We start from the raw sequence: 20,122 nt of genomic DNA, 5'->3' as shown, positions 1-20,122 counted from the left end.
CGTGCCGATTCGCACGCATCGCGGCCGGGCCGCGGTCTATCGGCGGCTGTGGGGGTTCCCGCTCCGCTCGCCCCGGCACCTCGTCGGCACGCTGGTGTTCCTGGTCGCGCTGCTGGTCGCGCTCGGCATCGTGGTGCCGCGGCTGACCGGTTCGGCCGGTGAGGCCGCGCCGCCCGCGCCGCCGAGCGAGTCGTCCCGTCCGGGCGTCGCCGCCCAGGTGCCGGACACCGCGACGTTGCCCACCCGGCTGTCCGCTCCGCTGACCACGCCGAGTTCGGCCCCGCCGAGCCCGGAGGCGCTCACCGTCGCCAAGCAGTGGGCGACCGCCTGGGCGCACCATCCGCCCGGTATCACCAACGCCGACTGGCTGAACGGGATGCGGGCGCTGACCACCGCGGAGTACCTCCCGGTGATGTCCACTGTGGATCCTTCGAACATTCCGGCCGGCAAGGTGACCGGTGACCCTTCGGTTGTCTCCTCCTACGGCAGTTCGGTACACGTCGTCGTCCCCACCGACGGTCCCAAGCTCAGCATCACCGTGGTCAAGACCGACGCGGGGTGGCGAGTGGCGGACTACGACCAGGCGACCTGACCGTGCGGCTCGCCATCCTGATCGGGGTGCTGGTCGCCGCGGTGTTCGCCGCGGTGCTCACCGCCACCGCGGTGACCAAGGTGGTGACCGACCAGCAGCAGGCCGCGGCGGGCGGGATCACGAACACCTCCTGCGACGCGGCGATCGGCCCGACCCAGCCGGGCCAGCCGGAACAGGGCAGCGCGCAGGCCGCCAAGCTCGACGACGAGCAGCGCGGCACGGTCGCGCTGATCATCTCGGTCGGCAAGCAGCGCAGCCTGGCCCCGCGGGCCTGGCAGGTGGCGATCCAGGCCGGGATGACCGAATCCGGCCTGCACAACCTGACCTACGGCGACCGCGACTCGCTGGGCATCTTCCAGATGCGCCCGTCCATGAACTGGGGCAGCGTCGCCCAGGTCACCGACCCGAACTACGCGGTCAACAAGTTCTTCGACGTGCTGCTCGCCGTGCCGGACTGGGAGAACCGGCGGCCGGGCGACGCGGCGCAGGCGGTCGAGCGCTCCGGGTTCCCGGACCGCTATCACCGGTGGGAGGCGATGGCGGCCACGCTGGTGGAGAACCTCGGCCAGGTGGCCGACGCGGTCGGCTGCGGGCAGGGCACCGGCGCCGCGCTGCCGCCGAGCCAGGCGGCCGCGCAGGCGATCAAGTTTGCCTTGGGCGAGCAGGGCAAGCCGTATGTGTGGGGCGCGACCGGGCCGAATTCCTACGACTGCTCGGGCCTGATGCTGCGGGCCTACGAGTCGGCGGGCGTGACCCTGCCGCGCGTGTCCCGGGACCAGTACAAGGCGGGCGCCATGCTGCCGGTCCGCGAGGCACAGCCCGGTGACCTGGTCTTTCTGGCCAACGACCCGGCCGACCCGGCGACCATCCACCACGTCGCGATGTACCTCGGCGACGGCAAGATCGTCGAGGCGCAGACGACCGGTGTGCCGGTGCACATCCGGCCGTTCTCGTTCGACGAGGCCGAAGTCGTCCCGCAGGCGGTGCGTCCCGGCGTTTAGCATGGACCGCGGGAGGCACCGGCTCCGGCCTCGCGCACACCCCGCGCGCGAGGCAGGATTCACCCGAAGTCGCGGCCTGTCCACGAGCAGGTGGCCGCGCGCTGGCAGAGGATGACACACGTGGCACGGAAATTCGGCAAACGAGGCAAACCCGGCCAGGGCGAGTCCCCGGACCCGGCGGCGCTGTTCGGCGCACCCCAGCCGCAGCGCCAGTCCGCACACCCGGCGTCCAGCACACCGCTGTCCGATTTGCTCGGCCACGGCTGGCCCGGCGTGGACGAGGGGTACGTGGTGCTGCCGCGCTCGCTGGCCCAGCGCATGTCGCTGCCCTGGCAGCAGCAGATGGCCGCGCTGCTCGCGCAATTCCACGCCGAGAACGCCGGCCTCGCCTGGCCGGTCTACCGGGTCGTGCCGTCCCGCTACGAGCGCCTGGAGGACCTGGACGAGGAACAGCTGGCCGAGGCGGGCTACCTGGTGGAGATGGACGCCGAAGGCGGCATGGTCTACCGCGAACGCAGCGGCCGGAAGGTCCAGGACCCGCACAACACGTCGGTCCTGGTGTCCTGCCTCGACCCGATCCGCCGTCCCGATGCCCATGCGTCCGCCCCGCATCCCGCGCCCGGCCCGCTCGTCGCTCCCGCACCGATGAACATCGGCCCGGCGCCCGTGTGGCGAACGGGACCGCACGGGCCGGGCGAGGCCGGGCCACCGCCTGGCCCCGGTAGCGGCCCGCCTCGGGACGGGGGGCCGATGTCCGGTGCCGGGCGTGGTCCGGGGGGCGGGTCCGGGGGTGGCGTTGCGTCTGGTGGTGCCGGGTCTGGCCGTGTGTCCGGTGGTGGGCCGGTTGCCGGTGGTGGCGGTGCTGGTGGAGGTGGGCCGGTCGCTGGCGGTGGCGCTGGTGGTGCGCCGGTCGCCGGTGCCGGTGCCGGTGCCGGTGCCGGTGATGGTGGTGGCGGTGGCGGAGGTGGGCCGGTTGTCGGTGCCGGTGGTGGCGCTGCTGGTGGTGGACCGGTCGTTGGTGGCGGTGGAGTCGGGTCGGCCGTTGGTGCCGCCGGTAGCGGCGCCGTGCCTGGTATGGCGCCTGAGCCGGGCCAGGCGTGGGGTGCTGGTGCCGGTCAAGGTCGTGATGCCGGTGTGGTGCCGGATCCGGGTATCGGTCGTGATGCCGCGCCTGAGCCGGGGCAGGCTTGGGGCGTTGGTGCCGGGCAACGTCCTGACGCCGCGGTGATGCCGGAATCCGTTCGTGGCCATGATCCCGCTGCTGTGCCCGAGCCGGTTCGCGGTCACGATGCTGCGGCGACGCCGGAGCGCGCTCGGGGTCCTGCTGCCTCTGCTGTGCCCGAAGCTGTTCATGGTCGTGATGCCGCGGTCGTGCCCGAGCCTGCCGGTGACCCCGCGGTGAGGCCTGATCGGGGTCGGGAACCCGTCGTCACACCCGACCCGATCGCGCCCGGCCACGAGCGGACGGCCGAGCCGAGGCACGGTCAGCATCCTCTCGCGGAGGCCGGATCTCCTCTCCCGGCGTGGACGCCCGTCCCGGCGAACCCCTTGCCCGCACCGGAATCCGTAGCCGAACACGTGCTCGGCGAAACATCATCGCCCGTAGCCGGTCCCGGTGTTGCGGCCACTCCCAAGGAAGACGAACAACGTCGCGCCCGGCAGTCCTGGCAGCCGGAGCCGTACGTGCACGAGCCTCATCCGCCGAATCCGGACACCGGCCTGCCGTCCTGGGGCTCCGGCGGGAGTTCGGCGCCGGAGCGTGCGGCCAGGCCGGTCGATCTCTCCGCACCAGTACCGCCGGAAGTGGGCACGCAGACGCCGGAATCCCAGGCGCCGCCAGAGACTCCTCCTCAACCGGCCGCGGTAACACAGCCGCCATCGGCACCCGTGGCGTCGCCGCCGGGCGGGGCGAGGTTGCCGCCGCAACCGCAGGCTCCGCAGTCGTTCGTGGTTGAGGCGTCATCACAGCCGGACGTATTGTCTTCGCCGCACGTTGAGCCGCCGGTCCCGTCTGCGCAGGGTGGGGCGGGGGAGCCACTGCCGGTGTTCGGTGAGGCCGCGTCGTCGCGGGCGGATGTGGTGCCGGCGCCGCAGGATGGCGCGGTGCAGCCGCCGCCGGTGTTCGGTGAGGCCGTGCTGTCGCGGCCGGATGTGGTGCCATTGCCGCACGGCGGGGCGGATCAGCCACCGCCGGCGCCGGGTGAGGCAGTGCCGTCGCAGGTGAATACGGTCCCGTCTCCGCAGGGTGGGGCCGAGTTGCCGGTGCATCTGCAGTCCCCGATTCCGTCGCAGGCGGAGGCGTCTCAGCCGCTGCAGGCCGAGGGGGGATTGTCTCCGCAGCCGCAGGGTTCCCCATCGTCGGTGGCTGGGGTGCCCGTGCCGTCGCAGCCGCGGTTGCCGCTGGATGGAGAGTCTGTGGCGTCGCAGCCCGGTGTCGTGGAGTCGTCGCAGTCGCAGGTTCCGCAATCGTTCGTGGCGGATGTGTCCGTCGCGTCGCAGCCGGACGTGCTCCCTTCGCCCCAGGTTGCGCAGCCGCCGGTGGTTGAGGCGCCGGTGTCGTCACGGTCGGATGTGGTGGAGTCTCGGCAGGGTGGGGCGGAGTGGCCGGTGCAACAGCAGCCGCCGGTGCCGTCGCAGTCGGAAGTGCCTCCGCTGCCGCAAGTTCAGCCGGAGTCGCAGGTGCCGCGATCGCCAGTGGTTGAAGTGCCCGTGCCGCCGCAGCAGGTGTCCGGGAGGCAGCCGGCGGGTGGGGCGCCGGATTTGGGTGGGGGAGTCGTGCCGCAGCCGGGATATCCGGCGGACGTGGGGGCGCCCCGTTTCGAGTTGCCGCAGCCGGGGGGTGGGCGGCGTGCGGACGAAGGGTCTGATGGCCGGTCACTGCCGGTGTTCCCCGGGCAGGAGACCGAGCCGGTCGCGCCGCCTCCGCCGATGCGGGGTTACCGAGGGGAACCGCCGGTGTTCCCCGGGCGGGAGCCGGTCGTGCCGCCGGTGCCGGATGCCACGCCGGGACCGCGTTCCGCTCCCCTGGACGAGGCCGACACTCCGCCGCGGGGGACGCCGCTGCCCTCGTCGCGAGGGTGGTTCGACCAGCACCCCGATCAGCATCCCGGCCGGCAGGACGGCGCGGAGTTCGGACCGACCGGCGATCCCACCGAAATCCCGTTCCGCTGGCGAAAATGACGAGCCGGATGCGAGGCTGAAACCATGTCTGACGACCCGAACCCGGACCACGGCTGGTACTACAACACCCGCACGCACGAGGTGGAGCACCGCAACCGCGGTCGCAGCATCGACCTGCTCGGCCCCTACCCGGACGAGGCCACGGCCCGCCGCGCACTGGACATCGCCCGGGAACGCAACCGCCAGGCCGACGCGGCCGACCGCGAATGGAACGGCGACTGACCCGACCGTCCGCCCGAAGTCACCCGAAGTCACCCGAAGTCCGTGAAGGGCACCTTCACGGACTCTGCGGCCAGGGTTCCGGCAAAGTCGGTGTAGAGGTCCGTGAAGGGTCCCTTCACGGACTCTGAGTCTGTGAAGGGTCCCTTCACAGACCCGAAACCGGTCCGGCGCACGCTACGAGGTGGTCGCACACACCTCCGCATCGCCCACTGCCGGGTCCCCGACCAACTTTGCCGACACCCTGGACTATGCGGCTGTGAAGGTGCCCTTCACAGCTTTCCCTCCCGCACCGAGCGAACCGAGCGAACCGAGCGAATGGGGCGAACGGGAGCGGAAGGACCGGGCTCAGGAAGCCGCGGCCACCGAAGGGTCCAGCACGAAGTCCGGGTCCACCTGGGCAGCGAGGTCGCCGCCGGTGCGGTCGTTGCCCCAGGCATGGGCATTGCGGAGGTGGAATTCCACGCCCTGGCGCTGGTACCGGGCCCAGTCCCGCGTGGAAGCGTCCACAGTGGACAGCATGTCGGCCAGGGTGTCCAGGTTCGGCTGCTCCAGTTCGCCGATCGGGCGGGTGCGGCCGCGTTCGGCGGCGCGGACGTGGCCGGAGGTGGTCAGCCAGCCGAGCAGGGCGTCGCCGAGGTTTTCGGTCAGGAACTCGACGTCGTCGGTGTCGGTCACCTTGTTGCCGACGGCGACCAGGCGGACGCCGAAGTCACGGGCGTGGTCGGCGTACTGGCGGTACACGCCTACGCTGCGCAAGGTGGGCTCGCAGACCAGGAAAGTCACGTCGAAACGGGTGAACAGGCCGGAGGCGAACGCGTCCGCGCCCGCGGTCATGTCCATCACCACGTACTCGCCCGGGCCGTCGACCAGATGGTTCAGCAGCAGCTCCGCGGCGCCGACCTTCGAGTGGTAGCAGGCCACCCCCAGATCGTCCTCGTCGAACCGGCCGGTCACGCCCAGCCGCACCCCGCCGAGCGGGCGGAAGCAGGCGTCGAACACCGGGTTGTCCTCGAACGGCCGCACCAGCCGGGAACCGCGGCCGGGCGGGGTCGTCTTGATCATCGCGTCCGCGGACGCGATGCGCGGGTTGTCGCCCCGCAGGTAGTCCTTGATCATCGGCATGTGCTCGCCCAGCGTCGGCCAGGCCAGTGCCTGCTCCTCGGTGGCCCCGAGCGCGACCGCGAGGTGCTGGTTGATGTCGGCGTCGATGGCCAGCACCGGTTTGCCCGCGCCGGCCAGGTAGGACACGAACAACGACGAGAGGGTGGTCTTCCCGCTGCCGCCCTTGCCGACGAACGCGATCTTCACGGCGAACCCTTTCCCGAAATGAAGACGGTTTTCATTGCCGTACGTTACACCCGTCCGGCTCGCACCCGAACGGGCGATCACGGCCGTTCGGGCGGATACTGTGTGGTGGTGCCCCCACTCGTGATCCGGACCCACGCGTCGGGAGGGGACTTCGGTCGTCTCCGGGCGGAATTCGCGCTGCCGGAGTCCTTCGGGCCGGATGTGCTCGCCGAGGCCGAGGCGGCGGTGCTCGATCCGCTGGCCGCCACGGGTGAACGCGAGGACGCCACCGGGCTGCCGTTCGTCACGATCGACCCGCCCGGGTCAAAGGACCTCGATCAGGCGATGCTGCTGGAACGCACGGTGCACGGCTTCCGGGTGCACTACGCGATCGCCGACCTCGCCGTGTTCGTCCCGCCCGGCGGGGCGCTCGACCGCGAGGCACGCCGTCGCGGGCAGACGCTCTACCTGCCCGACGGCAATGTCCCGCTGCATCCGCCGGTGCTCTCCGAGGGGGCGGCGAGCCTGCTGCCCGGCGAGGTGCGCCCGGCCGTGCTGTGGACGATCGACGTCGGCGAGGACGGCGCGCTCGCCGGCACGCGCGTCCGACGGGCGCTGGTCCGCTCCACCGAGCAGTTCGACTACGAAGGGGTGCAGGCCGCGCTCGACGCCGGGTGTCCGCATCCGTCCGTGGCCGCGCTGCCGGAGCTGGGCCGGTTGCGCCGGGAGCGGGCGGTTCGCCGGGGCGCGCTGGAGCTGCAGTTGCCGGAGCAGGAGATCACCGGCGACGTGGACGGCGGCTGGGTGCTCGCCCGCCGGCCGCGCACCGCGGTGGACGCCTGGAACGCGGAACTCTCCCTGCTCACCGGGATGGCCGCGGCGCAGATCATGATCGAGGCGGGCATCGGCGTGCTGCGCACGTTGCCGCCTGCCGATCCGGATTCGGTGGGGTGGCTGCGCCGTTCCGCCGCGGCGGGCGGGCTGAGCTGGCCGCCGGAGACCACGGTCTCCGAGTTTCTGTCCACTTTGGATCCTGAGCGGCCGGCGTCGATGGCGCTGTACGCCGACACCACGCGGTTGCTGCGCGGCGCCGGGTACACCGCGTTCGACGGCGCGTTACCGGAAGTCGTTACGCACGCCGGGATCGGCGGTCCGTATGCGCACGTCACCGCGCCGATCCGGCGGCTCGTCGACCGTTTCGCCACGGAGGTCTGTCTCGCGGTGACGGCGGGGCGCGAGGTGCCGTCGTGGGTCCGGGAGGCGCTTGCCGACGTGCCGGCGCAGATGTCCGCGTCGGACGGTCTGGCCGCGCGGGTGGAGCGGGCGTGCATCGATCAGGTCGAGGCGTGGGTGCTGGCCGAGCGCGTCGGGCAGGAGTTCGCGGCGGTGGTGCTGCGGGCCGAGGAGACGAGGGCGGAGATCCTGCTGGAGGATCCGCCGGTGATGGCCAAATGCGCCGGGACGCGGTTTCCGGAAGGGGAGCGCATCATGGTGCGGCTGTCCGAAGTGGACGTCGAGCATCGAAGGGTGTCGTTCGAACGGGTATGAGAAACGCGGAGCTGATCGACGACCTGGGCGAACCGGTGCCGGTCACCGGCGAGCCGCGGCGGGTGGTGTCGCTGGTGCCGTCGCTGACCGAGGCGGTGGAGGTGAGCGTGCCCGGCCGGATCGTGGCGGCCACCGGCTACTGCACGCATCCGTCCACTTTGGAGGTGCCGAGGGTCGGCGGGTCGAAGTACCCGAAGCTGGACCTGGTGCGCGCGCAGCGGCCGGATCTGGTCCTGGCCAACTCCGAGGAGAACCGGCCGGAGGACGTGGCGGAGCTGCGGGCCGACGGGATCCCGGTGTTCGTGATGGCCGCCGCCGGATCCGTGCCCGCCGCGCTGGGCTCGTTGCGGCGGATTCTCACCCAGGCTTTCGGTATCGACGAGCCCGGGTGGCTGGTCACCGCGGAGGATCTCTGGCGGGAGGTCGAGCCGGTCCGGCACCGCGCGGTGATCCCGGTGTGGCGCAAGCCGTGGGTCGTCCTCGGCCGCGACACCTTCGCCGGGGACGTGTTGCGCAGGCTCGGCGTGGAGAACGTCTACTCCGGACACTCGGAGCGCTATCCCCGGCCGTCGCTGGAAGAACTCACCGAGACCGGGGCCGACCTGGTCGTACTGCCCGATGAGCCGTACGTGTTCACCCAGGACGACGGCCCCGGCTTCTTCCCGCGAATGCGCACGGTCCTGCTGTCCGGCCGCTACCTCAGCTGGTACGGTCCGTCTCTTGTGGACGCGTACGCCGCGCTCAGAGCGTCAGTCCGGTGAGCACGGTGACGCGTTCCTCGGGCGGGAAGGCCTGGCCCGGCGGACCGTGCCGACTCTGCCCGCGCCGCCGTACCGTGCTCGCCGCGACCGGCAGCCACGCCGCACGGAACGCCCTGTACGAGCGGCTGGAATCTGTTGCCGGGCCGGTGTTCTTCGCCATCGTGACCGGCGGCTGATCATCTTCGGCACACTCTGCGTGACCAAGGCCGCCGAACTGCTCGGCCGGGACCTGGACGCGCCGGGGGTGCGCGCCGAACTCTGGTTCGCGCTCCGGATCACGTCGTGACGAGCAGCGCGATCGGCGAATCCCCGCACCGCCGCAGGGTCGCGCCGCTGGGGGCGGTGTAAGGCTCGGCACCTGAGGTCCACCAGGCCGGCACGTCGACGTCCCGCACCAGTGAACCGGTCGCCTGCCGCACGGTGTTGGACACGATCACGCGCCCTTGTGCGTTCAGCAGCGCGGCTTTTCGCCCCAGAGAACGCAACCGGCGGCTCACCGTGCGCTCGAATTCGCGCACGTACACGTCCGCACCGACGACCCCGGCAAACCTGCCTTCGCAGGCGACCGGCACGGTGAACGTCAGCGTGTACTCGTCTGTGCAGAGGTAGTCCACGTACGGCCCGTTGATGTGCCGCCGGCCGCTGTCGCGCGGCACCGTGAACCAGGATTGCCGGGTGTAGTCCAGGAACTGGGCGCTCTCCGGATCCAGGCTGATGAACAGCTGTTCCGGTTCGGATTCCTCATCGCGAAGCCGGGTCCACCACTCGAATCCGAATTCCTGATCGGTGAGCACCTGCGGTGCGCTCACGAACCCGGCACCGATCACCAGCCCGCCCAGCGCGTCGACGACCTGCGGGCGGATCCCGTGCAACGCCTGTGTGGTACGGCTTTCCGGCTCGGCGAGCACGGTCTCGGCGGCGGCCAGCACCGGCTTCAGCCGCGCGAAGATCTCCTCGACGAGGGTGGACACCTGGGTCACGACCTCTTCGCCGGGTGGCGTTCGGGTGTCGGTCACGATGCTCACCTCGTCCGGCAGGGTCCGCGGAGTTTACGGCGTTTCCAGGGACAGATGCAGATCCGCGAGCCGATCGAGCGCGCTCAGCACGTGGTCCTCGGTCAGCCTGCGCGCCAGATCGCCGTCGGTTGCGGCGATCGCGGCGACGATGGCCTGATGCTCAGCGTAGGCCGCGCGGCATTGCTCGCCGCCACCGAGGGGTACCCACAGCAGCCAACCGTGCTCGCCCTGGAGCTGTACCTCCTGGTTGGTCAGCCGCGGGGACTGCGCGGCGGCCGCGATCTCCAGGTGGAACTGCCGTTCGGCCCGGATCGCCTCCGGCCCGGACGCCTCGCGCAGATCCTCGGCGTTCAGCCGCAGCCGGTCGAGGTCCTCGGGGGTGCTGCGCTCGGCGGCCAGCTTCGCCGCCGCACCGGCCACTGCGAGGTAGTGGTCGCCGAGATCGCGCAGGTCCGCCAGGGACAGCAGGCTCAGCCTGCTCGCCCAGGAACTCGGCGAGGGCCACGCCGGGGTGCGCACGAAGCTGCCGCCGCCCCGGCCGCGACGGGTCTCCACCAGCCCCTGCTGGCGCAACACGGCGAGGGCCTCCCGCACGGTCACGGTGGCGACCCGGAACTGCGCGGCCAGCTCCACCTCGCTCGGCAGCTGCTCGGCGTCGTCGAGCAGGCCGAGTGTGATGGCGTCGAGCAGCCGGGCCGCGACCGCGTCGGCACGGCCGAGCTGGTCGAGCGGAGCGAACATCGCCAGGCGCGCGCTGTTCGACATCTCCTTGCGCATCGTGGGTTCGCCCCTCTCGTGCATTGGGGTCAATCCTGCCCGAGGACCTTGTTCTATGAAATATGGAGTTATAGGTTTCCGGCTGCCACGGAGAGTCAGGAGACGCACGCGTGCAGGAACTGAAGCATTTCGTCGGCGGCGAGTACCTCGGCTCGCTGTCCGGGAAGGTCGCGGAAATCGTCGACCCGGTGACCGGCCGCCCGTACTGCACCGCGCCGGTGGCCGGGGCGGAGGACGTCGACCGTGCGCTGAAGACCGCCGCGGAAGCCTTCGAGATCTGGCGGGAGACCACGCCGTCCCAGCGTCAGCTCGCGCTGCTGAAACTCGCAGACGCGGTGGAAGCGCGTGGCGAGGAGATCGTCGGTGTGGAGTCGCGTGACACCGGTAAGCCGCTTTCGCTGACGATGTCGGAAGAACTGCCGATGATCCTCGACCAGCTGCGCTTCTTCGCCGGGGCCGCCCGCGTGCTCGAAGGCCGGTCGGCGGGCGAGTACCTGGAGGGTCACACCTCGTTCCTGCGGCGCGAGCCGATCGGCGTCTGCGCGCAGGTGACCCCGTGGAACTACCCGCTGCTGATGGCGATCTGGAAGGTCGCTCCCGCACTCGCGGCGGGCAACACCGTCGTGCTCAAGCCCTCCGACACCACGCCTGCCGCCACCCTGCTGCTCGCCGAGATCGCCGCGGAGTTCCTGCCCGCGGGCGTGTTCAACGTGCTGTGCGGCGACCGTGACACCGGCCGGGCGCTGGTCGCGCACGAGATCCCGGCGATGGTCTCGATCACCGGCTCCGTGCGTGCCGGGATCGAAGTCGCCGGCTCCGCGGCTCGCGACCTCAAGCGGGTGCACCTGGAGCTGGGCGGCAAAGCGCCGGTGCTCGTGTTCGAGGACGCGGACGTGGAGGCAGCTGCCGAGACCATCGCGATGGCCGGGTACTTCAACGCGGGCCAGGATTGCACCGCGGCCACCCGGGTGCTGGTCGCCGACGACGTGCACGACACCTTCGTCGCCGCGCTCGCGCGGCAGGCCGTGGCGACCAAGACCGGCCGGCCGGACGACGAGACGGTCGCCTACGGCCCGCTCAACAACGCCGGTCAGCTCGCCAGGGTCGCCGGGTTCATCGACCGGCTGCCCGGCCACGCGACTGTCCACTGTGGAGGACACCTGGCCGGCGACGAGGGCTACTTCTACGAGGCCACCGTGGTTTCCGGCGTCCGGCAGGACGATGAGATCACCCAGAACGAAGTGTTCGGACCGGTGATCACCGTGCAGCGCTTCTCCGGTGAGGAAGACGCGGTGCGCGCGGCGAACGGAGTGCCCTACGGGCTCGCCTCCTCGGTCTGGACGAAGGACCACCAGCGCGCCATGCGGGTTTCGGCGAAGCTCGACTTCGGCTGCGTCTGGATCAACACGCACATCCCGCTGGTGGCCGAGATGCCGCACGGCGGATTCAAGAAATCCGGCTATGGCAAGGATCTCTCGCTTTACGGCCTGGAGGACTACACCCGCGTCAAGCACGTGATGAGCGCGCTGTAGCCGCAGTGACGACCAGATTCACCGGGAGGTCCGTCATGCCCCACCAAGCCCCCGCCGAGACCCGGCGCCCGGACCGGCCGCCGCCGGACGGGCAGCCGGCGATCCGGCTCACCGGACTGCGGAAGCACTTCGACAAGGTGCGCGCGGTCGACGGGGTCGATCTCGACATCCCGCCCGGCGAGTTCTTCGCGATGCTCGGCCCTTCCGGCTCCGGCAAGACCACCGTGCTGCGGATGATCGCCGGATTCGAACTGCCCACTGCGGGCACCATCGAACTCGACGGCGAGGACGTCAGCCGGCTCGCCCCATTCGAACGGGACGTGAACACCGTCTTTCAGGACTACGCGCTCTTCCCGCACATGTCCGTGCGGCAGAACGTGGAGTACGGCTTGAAAGTCCGCCGGGTCGCGAAAGCCGAACGGCGGGAGCGCGCCGCGGAAGCATTGCGCACCGTGCGGCTCGGCGACTACGGCGACCGCAGGCCCGCACAGCTTTCCGGCGGTCAGCGTCAGCGCGTCGCCCTCGCCAGGGCGCTGGTGAACCGGCCGAAGGTGCTGCTGCTGGACGAACCCCTCGGCGCGCTGGATCTCAAGCTGCGACAGGCGATGCAGGTCGAGCTGAAGCAGATCCAGCGCGAGGTCGGCATCACTTTCCTTTTCGTGACCCACGATCAGGACGAGGCACTGACCATGAGCGACCGGATCGCGGTGTTCAACGCGGGCCGGATCGAACAGGTCGGTACGCCGATGGAGGTCTACGAACGGCCGGCGAGTGCGTTCGTCGCCGGTTTCGTCGGCACCTCCAACCTGCTGAGCGGGAGCGGCGCGGAAGCGGTGCTAGGCCGTCCGGGTATTTTCAGCATCCGCCCGGAGAAGATCCGCATCGACGATGACCTGGCTTTTCCCGCCGGTTCCGGGGAAATCTCCGCAACCGGGGCGGTTACCGATGTCGTATACGCCGGATCCACCGTGCGTTACGCTGTCGCGCTCGACGCCGGGGGTCAGTTGTCCGTGGTCCGCCAGAACGCCGGTGAACCGGTCCGGTTCGCCGACGGGCGGGTCCGCTTGAGCTGGCGGCGTGAACACAGTTTCCAGGTCCCCGAAGCCGGCTAGTTCTCACGGGAAGGTTGTTCTCCAGATGAAGAACAGGAAGACGCTGTTCGCAGGATTGTGCGGCGTGAGCCTGCTGCTCGCGGCCTGCGGCACGTCGGGTTCCGGCTCCGCCGGGTCGGCCCCGGGCGCGCAGGGCTTCACCCCGCCCAAGCTCGCCGCGCTCACCCAGCTCGGCCAGCCGGAAGGGCAGCTGAACGTGCTCGCCTGGCCGGGCTACGCGGAAAACGGCTCGAACGACCCGAAGGTCAACTGGGTCACGCCGTTCGAACAGCAGACCGGCTGCAAGGTGAACGTCAAGCCGTTCGGCACCTCGGACGAAGCGGTGACGCTGATGAAGACCGGGCAGTACGACGTCGTCTCCGCCTCCGGCGACGCGTCGCTGCGGCTGGTCGCCTCGGGCGACGTCGAGCCGGTGAACACCGCGCTCGTGCCGAATTACAACGACGTTTACCCGTTCCTCAAGAACAAGTCGTGGAACAGCGTGAACAACGTGGCCTACGGAATCCCGCACGGCTGGGGCGCGAACGTGCTCACCTGGCGTACCGACAAGGTGAGCCCGGAACCGAAGTCGTGGTCGCCGATGTTCGAGCCCAACTCGCCGTTCAAGGGCAAGATCATCGCCTACGACTCGCCGATCTACATAGCCGACGCCGCGGTGTATCTGATGGCGCACCAGCCGGATCTGGGCATCAAGAACCCGTATGCGCTCGACGACAAGCAGTTCGCCGCCGCGGTCGACCTGCTCAAGAAGCAGCGCCCGCAGGTCGAGGAGTACTGGTCGGACTACCTCAAGGAAGCCCAGTCGCTCAAGAGCGCTGACGGGACGATCGGCACCGCCTGGCAGGTGACCGTGAACCTGGCCAAGAGCCAGGGCGTGCCGCTCGCGGCCACGGTGCCGAGCGAGGGTGCCACCGGCTGGTCGGACACCTGGATGGTGGCGGCCAAGTCGCAGCACAAGACCTGTGCCTACAAGTGGATGGACTACGTCGTCAGCCCGAAGGTGAACGCTCAGGTCGCCGAATACTTCGGGGAGGCGCCGGCGAATTCCAAGGCCTGCGCGGAGTTCACGGACAAGAGCCTCTGCGGCACCTACCACGCCAACGATGCCGCGTACGCGGCCAAGATCCAGTACTGGACCACGCCGATCCCGCAGTGCCTCGACGGCCGTACGGACCTCGAGTGCAAGGACTACGGCGCCTGGACCCGCGCCTGGACCGAGATCAAGGGCTGACGCCTCTTCCGGCTCCGTGCCCCGGGAAGACCGTGAAGGGTCCCTTCACGGACTCAGAGTCCGTGAAGGGACCCTTCACAGCCCACGCCCTTCTTCGAAAGCGCAGGCAGATGACCGCCGTGAGCACGCCGAGCGACCGCGTTTCGGCCTACTTCCACCGCAAGCCCCGGCTGCGTCTCGGCTTCCTGCTCGGCGCCCCGATGCTGTGGCTGGGGCTGGCCTACCTCGTCGCGCTCGGCGCGCTGTTCGTCACGGCCTTCTGGTCCACCGATGTGTTCACCGGCAAAGTGGTCACCGACTGGTCGCTGGACAACTTCGTCACGCTGTTCAGCGATTCGGTCTACCGCACGATCACCCTGCGCACGGTCGGGATTGCCTTGCTGGTCACGGTGATCGACGCGGTGATCGCGTTCCCGATGGCCTTCGCCATGGCCAAGCTCGCCTCGCCGCGGGCGCAGCGGATCCTGGTGATCGCGGCGATGACCCCGCTGTGGGCCAGCTACTTGGTGAAGGCCTACGCGTGGCGAACCCTGTTGTCCGGCAACGGAGTGCTCAACTGGCTGCTCTCGCCGTTCGGTGGCACCGGCCCCGGCTACGGGGTCACCGCCACGGTGATCACCTTGTGCTACTTGTGGTTGCCGTACATGATCCTGCCGATCTACGCCGGGCTCGAACGGCTGCCGGACTCCCTTGTGGACGCTTCCGGCGACCTCGGCGCGCGCTCGTTTCGGACCTTCCGTTCGGTGATTCTGCCGCTGACCTTCCCGGCCATTGTGGCCGGTTCGATCTTCACGTTCTCGTTGTCGCTCGGCGACTACATCGCGGTGAAGATCGTCGGCGGCACTTCGCAGATGCTCGGCAACGTGGTCTACGACAACATCGGCGCGGCCAACAACCTGCCTTTCGCCGCGACCGTGGGCATCGTGCCCGTCGTGATCATGCTCGTCTATCTGGCCGCGGTGCGCCGTACCGGCGCGCTGAACAACCTCTAGGAGACCCGCCGTGCGGATGTCGAAGACCGCCTGGGTGCTGCTGTGGACCGCGCTCGGCGCCGGGTTCGCGGTGCTCTACTTCCCGCTGCTGGTGGTCCTGCTGAACTCGGTCAACGCGGACACCACGTTCGGCTGGCCGCCGAAGAGCTTCACCCTGGAATGGTGGGGCCGCGCGGTGACCAGCGAGGGCGCGCTGCACGCGTTGTGGACGAGCGTCCTGGTCGGTCTCGCGGCCACCGCGATCGCGCTCCTGCTCGGCACGATGGCCGCGTTCGCCCTGCAGCGGTACCGGTTCTTCGGGCGGAACTCGGTGTCGCTGCTGATCGTGCTGCCGATCGCGCTGCCCGGCATCGTCACGGGGATCGCCCTGAACAACGCGTTCCGCACGATTCTCGGCGTGGATCTTGGTGTGGCTACGGTGATCATCGCGCACGCGACGTTCTGCATCGTGGTGGTGTTCAACAACGTGGTGGCCCGGCTTCGCCGGCTGGGCGGCAATCTGGAAGAGGCCTCGATGGATCTCGGGGCGAACGGCCTCACGACGTTCCGCCTGGTGACCTTCCCGATGCTGCGGTCGGCCGTGGCGGCGGGTGGGCTGCTGGCGTTCGCGCTGTCCTTCGACGAGATCATCGTGACCACGTTCACCCTCGGCAGCGGGATGGAGACCCTGCCGATCTGGATCTACAACAACCTGTTCCGGCCCAACCAGGCGCCGGTGGTCAACGTGGTGGCCGCGGTGCTGATCGTGGTGTCGACCGTGCCGGTTTACCTGGCCCAGCGCCTGTCCGGTGGAGAAAGCGCCAGCGGCGGGCGGATCTGAGCGTTCCTCCCGGCGGCGGGGGCTGTGAAGGGACCCTTCACGGCTTCAGAGTCCGTGAAGGGTCCCTTCACGGACTTCACCGGAAGCCGTCGGTGGCTTCCCGGAGGGCGGCGAGGATTCCGGGATCGCCGACCGCGTGCCCGGCGCCTTCGACGAGCCGCAGGACCGAGCCCGGCCACGCATGATGCAGCTGGTAGGCGGTGATCGGCGGGCACACCGCGTCATACCGCCCCTGCACCAGCACCCCGGGAATCCCGGCCAGCCGTCCGGCGTCGCGAATCAGCTGTCCCTCCTCCAGCCACGCACCATTCCGGAAGTAGTGCACGGCCAGCCGTGCGAACGGCAACGCGAAGGACGGCTTCGAGTACTGATCCACGAACGCGGGCTGCGGCAGCAGCGCCACGGTCGCGCCTTCCCAGGTGCTCCAGGCGATCGCGGCACGCTCGGCCACCGCGCGGTCGGGGGAGTGGAGCAACTCCGCATACCCCTCGATCGGATCCACGCGCTGCCGTTCGTCGAGCGGAGCCACGAAAGCGTCCCATTCGGCGGGGAACAGATGGGCCGCCCCACCCCGGTAGAGCCAGTCGAGTTCACACCGCCGCACGGTGAAGACCCCGCGCAGGACGAGTTCGGTCACCCGGTCCGGATGGGCCTGCGCGTAGGCCAGCGCGAGCGTGGACCCCCAGGACCCGCCGAAGCACTGCCACCGCTGGATGCGCAGCCGTTCGCGCAGCAGTTCCAGGTCGGAAACCAAGTGCCACAATGTATTCGTGGCCAGATCCGAGGCGGGGTCGCCGGCGCTGGGCGTGCTGCGCCCGGCCCCGCGCTGGTCGAACAGCACGATCCGGTAGACGGCCGGGTCGAAGTGCTGCCGGGCGGCCGCGGAGATCCCGCTGCCCGGCCCGCCGTGCAGGACCACCACCGGCTTGCCGTCCGGGTTCCCGGCCTCCTGGCAGTAGAGCCGGTGCCCGTCGCCGACCTCAAGCAGCCCGTCGGCACGCACCGGCGTCGCGGGGTAAAGCTCCTCCATACCGGGCATTTTCCCCGATTCGCTCGCCGGGGCATGCACCGGGCCGCAGTGCCCGGACCTGGACGAGTGACGTGCGGAACCGCACTTCCCGCCGTCGCCTTGCCGATGGTTAACCTGCCGCTGGGTAGTTTTCGCAGGAATCTTGAACCCGACGCGTCGAAAGGCCTCGCGAATGTCCGCGGTCAGCTACGTCGAGTCCATTGTGGTGGGCGCCCTGCAAGGGGTGTCGGAATTGTTTCCGGTGTCCAGTCTCGGGCACAGCGTGCTGCTGCCCGCGCTCGTCGGCGGGCGCTGGGCGCAGGACCTGAGCCTCGGCAAGGACTCGCCCTACCTCGCGGTGCTGGTGGCCATGCACGTGGCCACCGCGCTCGCGCTCGTGCTGTTCTTCCGCCGCGACTGGGTGCGCATCATCGGGGGGCTGTGGACCTCCGTGCGCCGCCGCGAGGTGCGCACCGCCGATCAGCGGCTGGCCTGGCTGCTGGTGCTGGCCACGATCCCGGTCGGGATCGCCGGCCTGCTGCTGGAGAGCCTGCTGCGGGACGTGCTCGGCAAACCGGTGCCGGTGGCGATCTTCCTTGCCCTCAACGGCGGGGTGCTCTACGCCGCGGAGCGGTTCTCCCGGGTCCGGCCGGCGGCCGCGAAACCCGCGCGGGACGAGGAGACCGTGGACTTCAGTGCCGAAGAGACGCTGGTGATGCGGGCGGTCACGGTGGAGGAGGCGACCGACGCGCGGCTGTCGAAGCTGAGCGTGAAGGAGGCCGTACTCATCGGCTCGGCGCAGATCCTGGCGCTGCTGCCGGGCATCAGCCGGTCCGGGATCACCATGGTCGCCGGGCTCCGGCGCGGGCTGGGGCACGAGGACGCGGCCCGGTTCGCCTGGCTGCTGGCCACCCCGGTGATCCTCGCCGCGGGTGTGCTCAAGATGCCCTCGCTGTTCGCCCCGGAGAACAGTTCCTCGCTCGGCCCGGCGCTGGCCGGCAGCGTGGTCGCTTTCATCGCGTCCTATTTTTCTGTCCGTTTTCTGACGAAATACTTCGAAACGCGCACGTTGACCCCTTTCGCCGTCTACTGCGGCGTCGCCGGAATCGGCAGCTTGCTCGTCTTCACGTTGTGAGGGCTGGCTTCGCGCGCAATTCCCGCGGGTGCACACTGAAACCGTGCCGACGCCCCCGCCACTGAGCGGATCGAGCTTCTTCACGGCCTGGACCCTCGACGTCCCGGCCGTGCTGGTGGTTCTCGTGCTCGGTGCCGGTTACCTGCGCGCGGCGCGGCGTCAGGCGTCCTGGCCGCCCGGCCGGACCACGGCGTTCCTCGGCGGGCTGGCGACCCTTCTCGTGGTCACCTGCTCGTTCATCGGGGTGTACGACAGCACGCTGTTCTGGGTCCGCGCGACGCAGAACACCGTGCTGCTGATGGTCATCCCGCTGCTGCTCGCCCTCGGTGCGCCGGTGACGTTGCTGATGCGCGTCGCCCCGCCGGGCCTCGCCGGAAAACTGTGCCGGTACGGCCGTGGACCGCTCGCACGGTTCGTGACGTTCCCCCTGATCGTCACCGTGGTGCTGATCGCCCCGTTTCTCGTTCTCTATCTCACGCCGCTGTACGCGCTGACCCTCGATTCCACCGCTGTGGGCGGACTTGTACGGGTGGCCCTCGTGCTCGCGGGGTTCCTCTACTTCTACAGCCGGATACAGCTCGACCCCACGCCACGCGCCGGGGCGCATCTGGTGTCGGTGTGGATCTCGCTCACCGAAGTGATCTTCGACGGTGCGCTCGGCCTGGTGCTGTGGCTCGGCCCGTTGCTCGCGCCCGCGCACTACGACGCGGCGCACCGCGGCTGGGGGCCGGATCCGCGTACCGATCAGATCATCGGTGCCGGCGTGCTGTGGATCGGCGGCGACGTGGCCGGGTTGCCGTTCGTTGGCGCGTTGTTCATCCGCTGGGCACGCGACGACGAGAAACGCGCGAAGCAGCTCGACCGGCGGCTCGACGAGGAGGCCGAAGCCGGCGAGGCTCCGGCGAGCGGCTTGTGGTGGGAGAACGACCCGGAGCTGGCGGCGCGGTTCCGCCGCCGATGAGCCCCGGGCCGTTCATAGGAGCGCACTCAGGTGGAAGGCTCAGTGGAACGCGTGCTCGGGCGCGGGGAATTCGCCCCGCCGGACGTCTTCGGCGAACGCCGTGGCCGCGCCCTGCAGTACGCCCGCGAGATCGGCGTAGCGCTTGACGAACCGCGGCGCCTTGCCGCGCCGCAGCCCGGCCATGTCCTGCCAGACCAGCACCTGGGCGTCGCAGTCCGGGCCGGCGCCGATACCGACGGTGGGGATCTTCAGCTCGTGCGTCACGCGCTTGGCGGCCTCGGCCGGCACCATCTCCATCACCACCGCGAACGCCCCGGCCTCCTGCAGGGCCAGCGCGTCGGCGAGCAGCACTTCGGCCGCTTCGCCGCGCCCCTGCACCCGGTAGCCACCGAGATTGTGCTCACTCTGTGGGGTGAATCCAATGTGGCCCATCACCGGTATGCCCGCCGAGGTGAGTGCTTCGACGTGCGCGGCGAACCGGCGTCCGCCCTCCAGCTTCACCGCGTGCGCGCGGCCTTCCTTCATGAACCGCACCGACGTGGCCAGCGCCTGTTCCGGCGAGAGCTGGTAGGAGCCGAACGGCAGGTCGGCCACGACGAGCGCGCGCTTGACCGAGCGGGTGACCGCGCGGACGAGCGGCAGCAGTTCGTCCACAGTGACCGGCAGCGAGGTGTCGTAGCCGAACACGTTGTTCGCCGCGGAATCGCCGACCAGCAGCACGGGGATGCCCGCCTCGTCGAAGAGTTCGGCGGTATACATGTCGTAGGCAGTGAGCATCGGCCACGGTTCCCCGCGTTCCTTCAGCTCCCGCAGGTGATGGATGCGGACCTTGCGGCCGGTGGCGGGCGCGGCGGCCGGCCCGGTGCCGTACGGAGCGGCGAGTTCGCCGGGGCCACCAGCAGAGGAGAGAGCAGACATCTTTGTCGACCGTCCTTCCCTCGAGGCC

23 protein-coding genes are annotated in these 20,122 nt (G+C 70.1%); 17 read left to right on the top strand and 6 right to left on the bottom strand.

All coding sequences use genetic code 11. The annotated features are described in order from the left end of the window. Position 1 precedes the first annotated feature (1 nt). The 4 genes from D5S19_RS25705 to D5S19_RS32140 all read left to right on the top strand — a co-directional run bounded on the left by D5S19_RS25705 (position 2) and on the right by D5S19_RS32140 (position 2,995). Positions 2-592 (top strand): hypothetical protein, encoded by a 591-nt coding sequence (locus tag D5S19_RS25705; RefSeq protein ID WP_120025961.1) that lies wholly within the window; start codon positions 2-4, stop codon positions 590-592. Positions 593-594: 2 nt separating this feature from the next. Then, the gene (locus D5S19_RS25700; RefSeq protein ID WP_120025960.1) at positions 595-1,593 is read left to right on the top strand and encodes a C40 family peptidase; all 999 of its coding nucleotides are present in this window, start codon (positions 595-597) and stop codon (positions 1,591-1,593) included. 790 nt (positions 1,594-2,383) lie between these two features. After that, positions 2,384-2,821 carry a hypothetical protein gene (locus D5S19_RS32145; RefSeq protein ID WP_158605643.1) on the top strand — a complete coding sequence of 146 codons (438 nt, stop codon included), beginning with the start codon at positions 2,384-2,386 and terminating at the stop codon, positions 2,819-2,821. A gap of 21 nt (positions 2,822-2,842) precedes the next feature. Beyond that, on the top strand, positions 2,843-2,995 hold the full coding sequence (locus D5S19_RS32140; RefSeq protein WP_158605642.1) for a hypothetical protein: 153 nt from the start codon (positions 2,843-2,845) through the stop codon (positions 2,993-2,995). 560 nt (positions 2,996-3,555) lie between these two features. Here the strand turns inward: D5S19_RS32140 and D5S19_RS32135 are convergent. Next, complete coding sequence (locus tag D5S19_RS32135; RefSeq protein WP_158605641.1) at positions 3,556-3,861, bottom strand: hypothetical protein; 306 nt, start codon at positions 3,859-3,861, stop codon at positions 3,556-3,558. A gap of 426 nt (positions 3,862-4,287) precedes the next feature. Between D5S19_RS32135 and D5S19_RS32130 the strand changes: the two genes are divergently transcribed. Both D5S19_RS32130 and D5S19_RS25690 read left to right on the top strand, forming a co-directional pair. Next, positions 4,288-4,773, top strand: coding sequence for a hypothetical protein (locus D5S19_RS32130; protein ID WP_158605640.1), 486 nt, complete (start codon positions 4,288-4,290; stop codon positions 4,771-4,773). Positions 4,774-4,797: 24 nt separating this feature from the next. Then, complete coding sequence (locus D5S19_RS25690; protein ID WP_120025959.1) at positions 4,798-4,995, top strand: hypothetical protein; 198 nt, start codon at positions 4,798-4,800, stop codon at positions 4,993-4,995. A 345-nt stretch (positions 4,996-5,340) separates the two neighbouring features. Here D5S19_RS25690 and D5S19_RS25685 read toward each other — a convergent pair whose 3' ends face one another. Continuing rightward, complete coding sequence (locus D5S19_RS25685) at positions 5,341-6,303, bottom strand: ATP-binding protein (RefSeq protein WP_120025958.1); 963 nt, start codon at positions 6,301-6,303, stop codon at positions 5,341-5,343. A gap of 120 nt (positions 6,304-6,423) precedes the next feature. Here D5S19_RS25685 and D5S19_RS25680 point away from each other — a divergent pair, with 120 nt between their 5' ends. The 4 genes from D5S19_RS25680 to D5S19_RS33335 are packed head-to-tail and all read left to right on the top strand — an operon-like array spanning position 6,424 to position 8,877. After that, entirely contained in the window at positions 6,424-7,830 is a 1,407-nt protein-coding gene (locus tag D5S19_RS25680) for an RNB domain-containing ribonuclease (RefSeq protein WP_120026064.1), read from the top strand. Further along, positions 7,827-8,591: a helical backbone metal receptor gene (locus D5S19_RS25675; RefSeq protein ID WP_120025957.1), complete on the top strand. Its 765-nt coding sequence runs from the start codon at positions 7,827-7,829 to the stop codon at positions 8,589-8,591. Before D5S19_RS25680 ends, D5S19_RS25675 begins: the two co-directional genes overlap by 4 nt. Next, the gene (locus D5S19_RS31825) at positions 8,588-8,767 is read left to right on the top strand and encodes a hypothetical protein (protein WP_147397512.1); all 180 of its coding nucleotides are present in this window, start codon (positions 8,588-8,590) and stop codon (positions 8,765-8,767) included. The genes D5S19_RS25675 and D5S19_RS31825 overlap by 4 nt, the downstream gene beginning before the upstream one ends. Before the next feature lie 20 nt (positions 8,768-8,787). Then, positions 8,788-8,877, top strand: a complete 90-nt coding sequence (locus D5S19_RS33335) for a helix-turn-helix domain-containing protein (protein ID WP_233574162.1) — start codon at positions 8,788-8,790, stop codon at positions 8,875-8,877. Here D5S19_RS33335 and D5S19_RS25670 read toward each other — a convergent pair. Both D5S19_RS25670 and D5S19_RS25665 read right to left on the bottom strand, forming a co-directional pair. After that, positions 8,867-9,607, bottom strand: a complete 741-nt coding sequence (locus D5S19_RS25670) for a cache domain-containing protein (RefSeq protein ID WP_120026063.1) — start codon at positions 9,605-9,607, stop codon at positions 8,867-8,869. The two genes, D5S19_RS33335 and D5S19_RS25670, sit on opposite strands and share 11 nt — an antisense overlap. A gap of 33 nt (positions 9,608-9,640) precedes the next feature. Then, positions 9,641-10,384 (bottom strand): FadR/GntR family transcriptional regulator, encoded by a 744-nt coding sequence (locus tag D5S19_RS25665; protein ID WP_120026062.1) that lies wholly within the window; start codon positions 10,382-10,384, stop codon positions 9,641-9,643. 110 nt (positions 10,385-10,494) lie between these two features. Between D5S19_RS25665 and D5S19_RS25660 the strand changes: the two genes are divergently transcribed. The 5 genes from D5S19_RS25660 (at position 10,495) to D5S19_RS25640 (ending at position 16,071) form a co-directional block, all read left to right on the top strand. Next, positions 10,495-11,916: a gamma-aminobutyraldehyde dehydrogenase gene (locus tag D5S19_RS25660; protein ID WP_120025956.1), complete on the top strand. Its 1,422-nt coding sequence runs from the start codon at positions 10,495-10,497 to the stop codon at positions 11,914-11,916. Between the two features lie 35 nt (positions 11,917-11,951). Next, a complete protein-coding gene (locus tag D5S19_RS25655) occupies positions 11,952-13,028 on the top strand; it encodes an ABC transporter ATP-binding protein (RefSeq protein WP_120025955.1) in 1,077 nt (358 codons plus the stop codon). 25 nt (positions 13,029-13,053) lie between these two features. Beyond that, positions 13,054-14,259 carry an ABC transporter substrate-binding protein gene (locus tag D5S19_RS25650; protein WP_120025954.1) on the top strand — a complete coding sequence of 402 codons (1,206 nt, stop codon included), beginning with the start codon at positions 13,054-13,056 and terminating at the stop codon, positions 14,257-14,259. A 110-nt stretch (positions 14,260-14,369) separates the two neighbouring features. Continuing rightward, entirely contained in the window at positions 14,370-15,251 is an 882-nt protein-coding gene (locus D5S19_RS25645) for an ABC transporter permease (RefSeq protein ID WP_120025953.1), read from the top strand. A gap of 16 nt (positions 15,252-15,267) precedes the next feature. Then, entirely contained in the window at positions 15,268-16,071 is an 804-nt protein-coding gene (locus D5S19_RS25640; protein ID WP_407641793.1) for an ABC transporter permease, read from the top strand. 76 nt (positions 16,072-16,147) lie between these two features. On the opposite strand, the gene pip is transcribed toward D5S19_RS25640, so the two are convergent. Further along, entirely contained in the window at positions 16,148-17,101 is a 954-nt protein-coding gene (gene pip, locus D5S19_RS25635) for a prolyl aminopeptidase (protein WP_120025952.1), read from the bottom strand. Between the two features lie 172 nt (positions 17,102-17,273). Between pip and D5S19_RS25630 the strand changes: the two genes are divergently transcribed. Together D5S19_RS25630 and D5S19_RS25625 are read left to right on the top strand one after the other, a co-directional pair. Further along, positions 17,274-18,215, top strand: a complete 942-nt coding sequence (locus D5S19_RS25630; protein WP_120025951.1) for an undecaprenyl-diphosphate phosphatase — start codon at positions 17,274-17,276, stop codon at positions 18,213-18,215. Positions 18,216-18,258: 43 nt separating this feature from the next. Continuing rightward, complete coding sequence (locus D5S19_RS25625) at positions 18,259-19,176, top strand: cytochrome c oxidase assembly protein (RefSeq protein ID WP_233574161.1); 918 nt, start codon at positions 18,259-18,261, stop codon at positions 19,174-19,176. Between the two features lie 39 nt (positions 19,177-19,215). On the opposite strand, the gene panB is transcribed toward D5S19_RS25625, so the two are convergent. Continuing rightward, positions 19,216-20,094, bottom strand: a complete 879-nt coding sequence (panB, locus tag D5S19_RS25620; RefSeq protein ID WP_120025949.1) for a 3-methyl-2-oxobutanoate hydroxymethyltransferase — start codon at positions 20,092-20,094, stop codon at positions 19,216-19,218. Positions 20,095-20,122 lie beyond the last annotated feature (28 nt).

It is taken from the genome of Amycolatopsis panacis (genome assembly GCF_003600245.1).
Taxonomy (GTDB): Bacteria; Actinomycetota; Actinomycetes; order Mycobacteriales; family Pseudonocardiaceae; genus Amycolatopsis; species Amycolatopsis sulphurea.
Note: the sequence above shows the minus strand (reverse complement) of the source record. Positions and strands in the feature narration are given on the sequence as shown.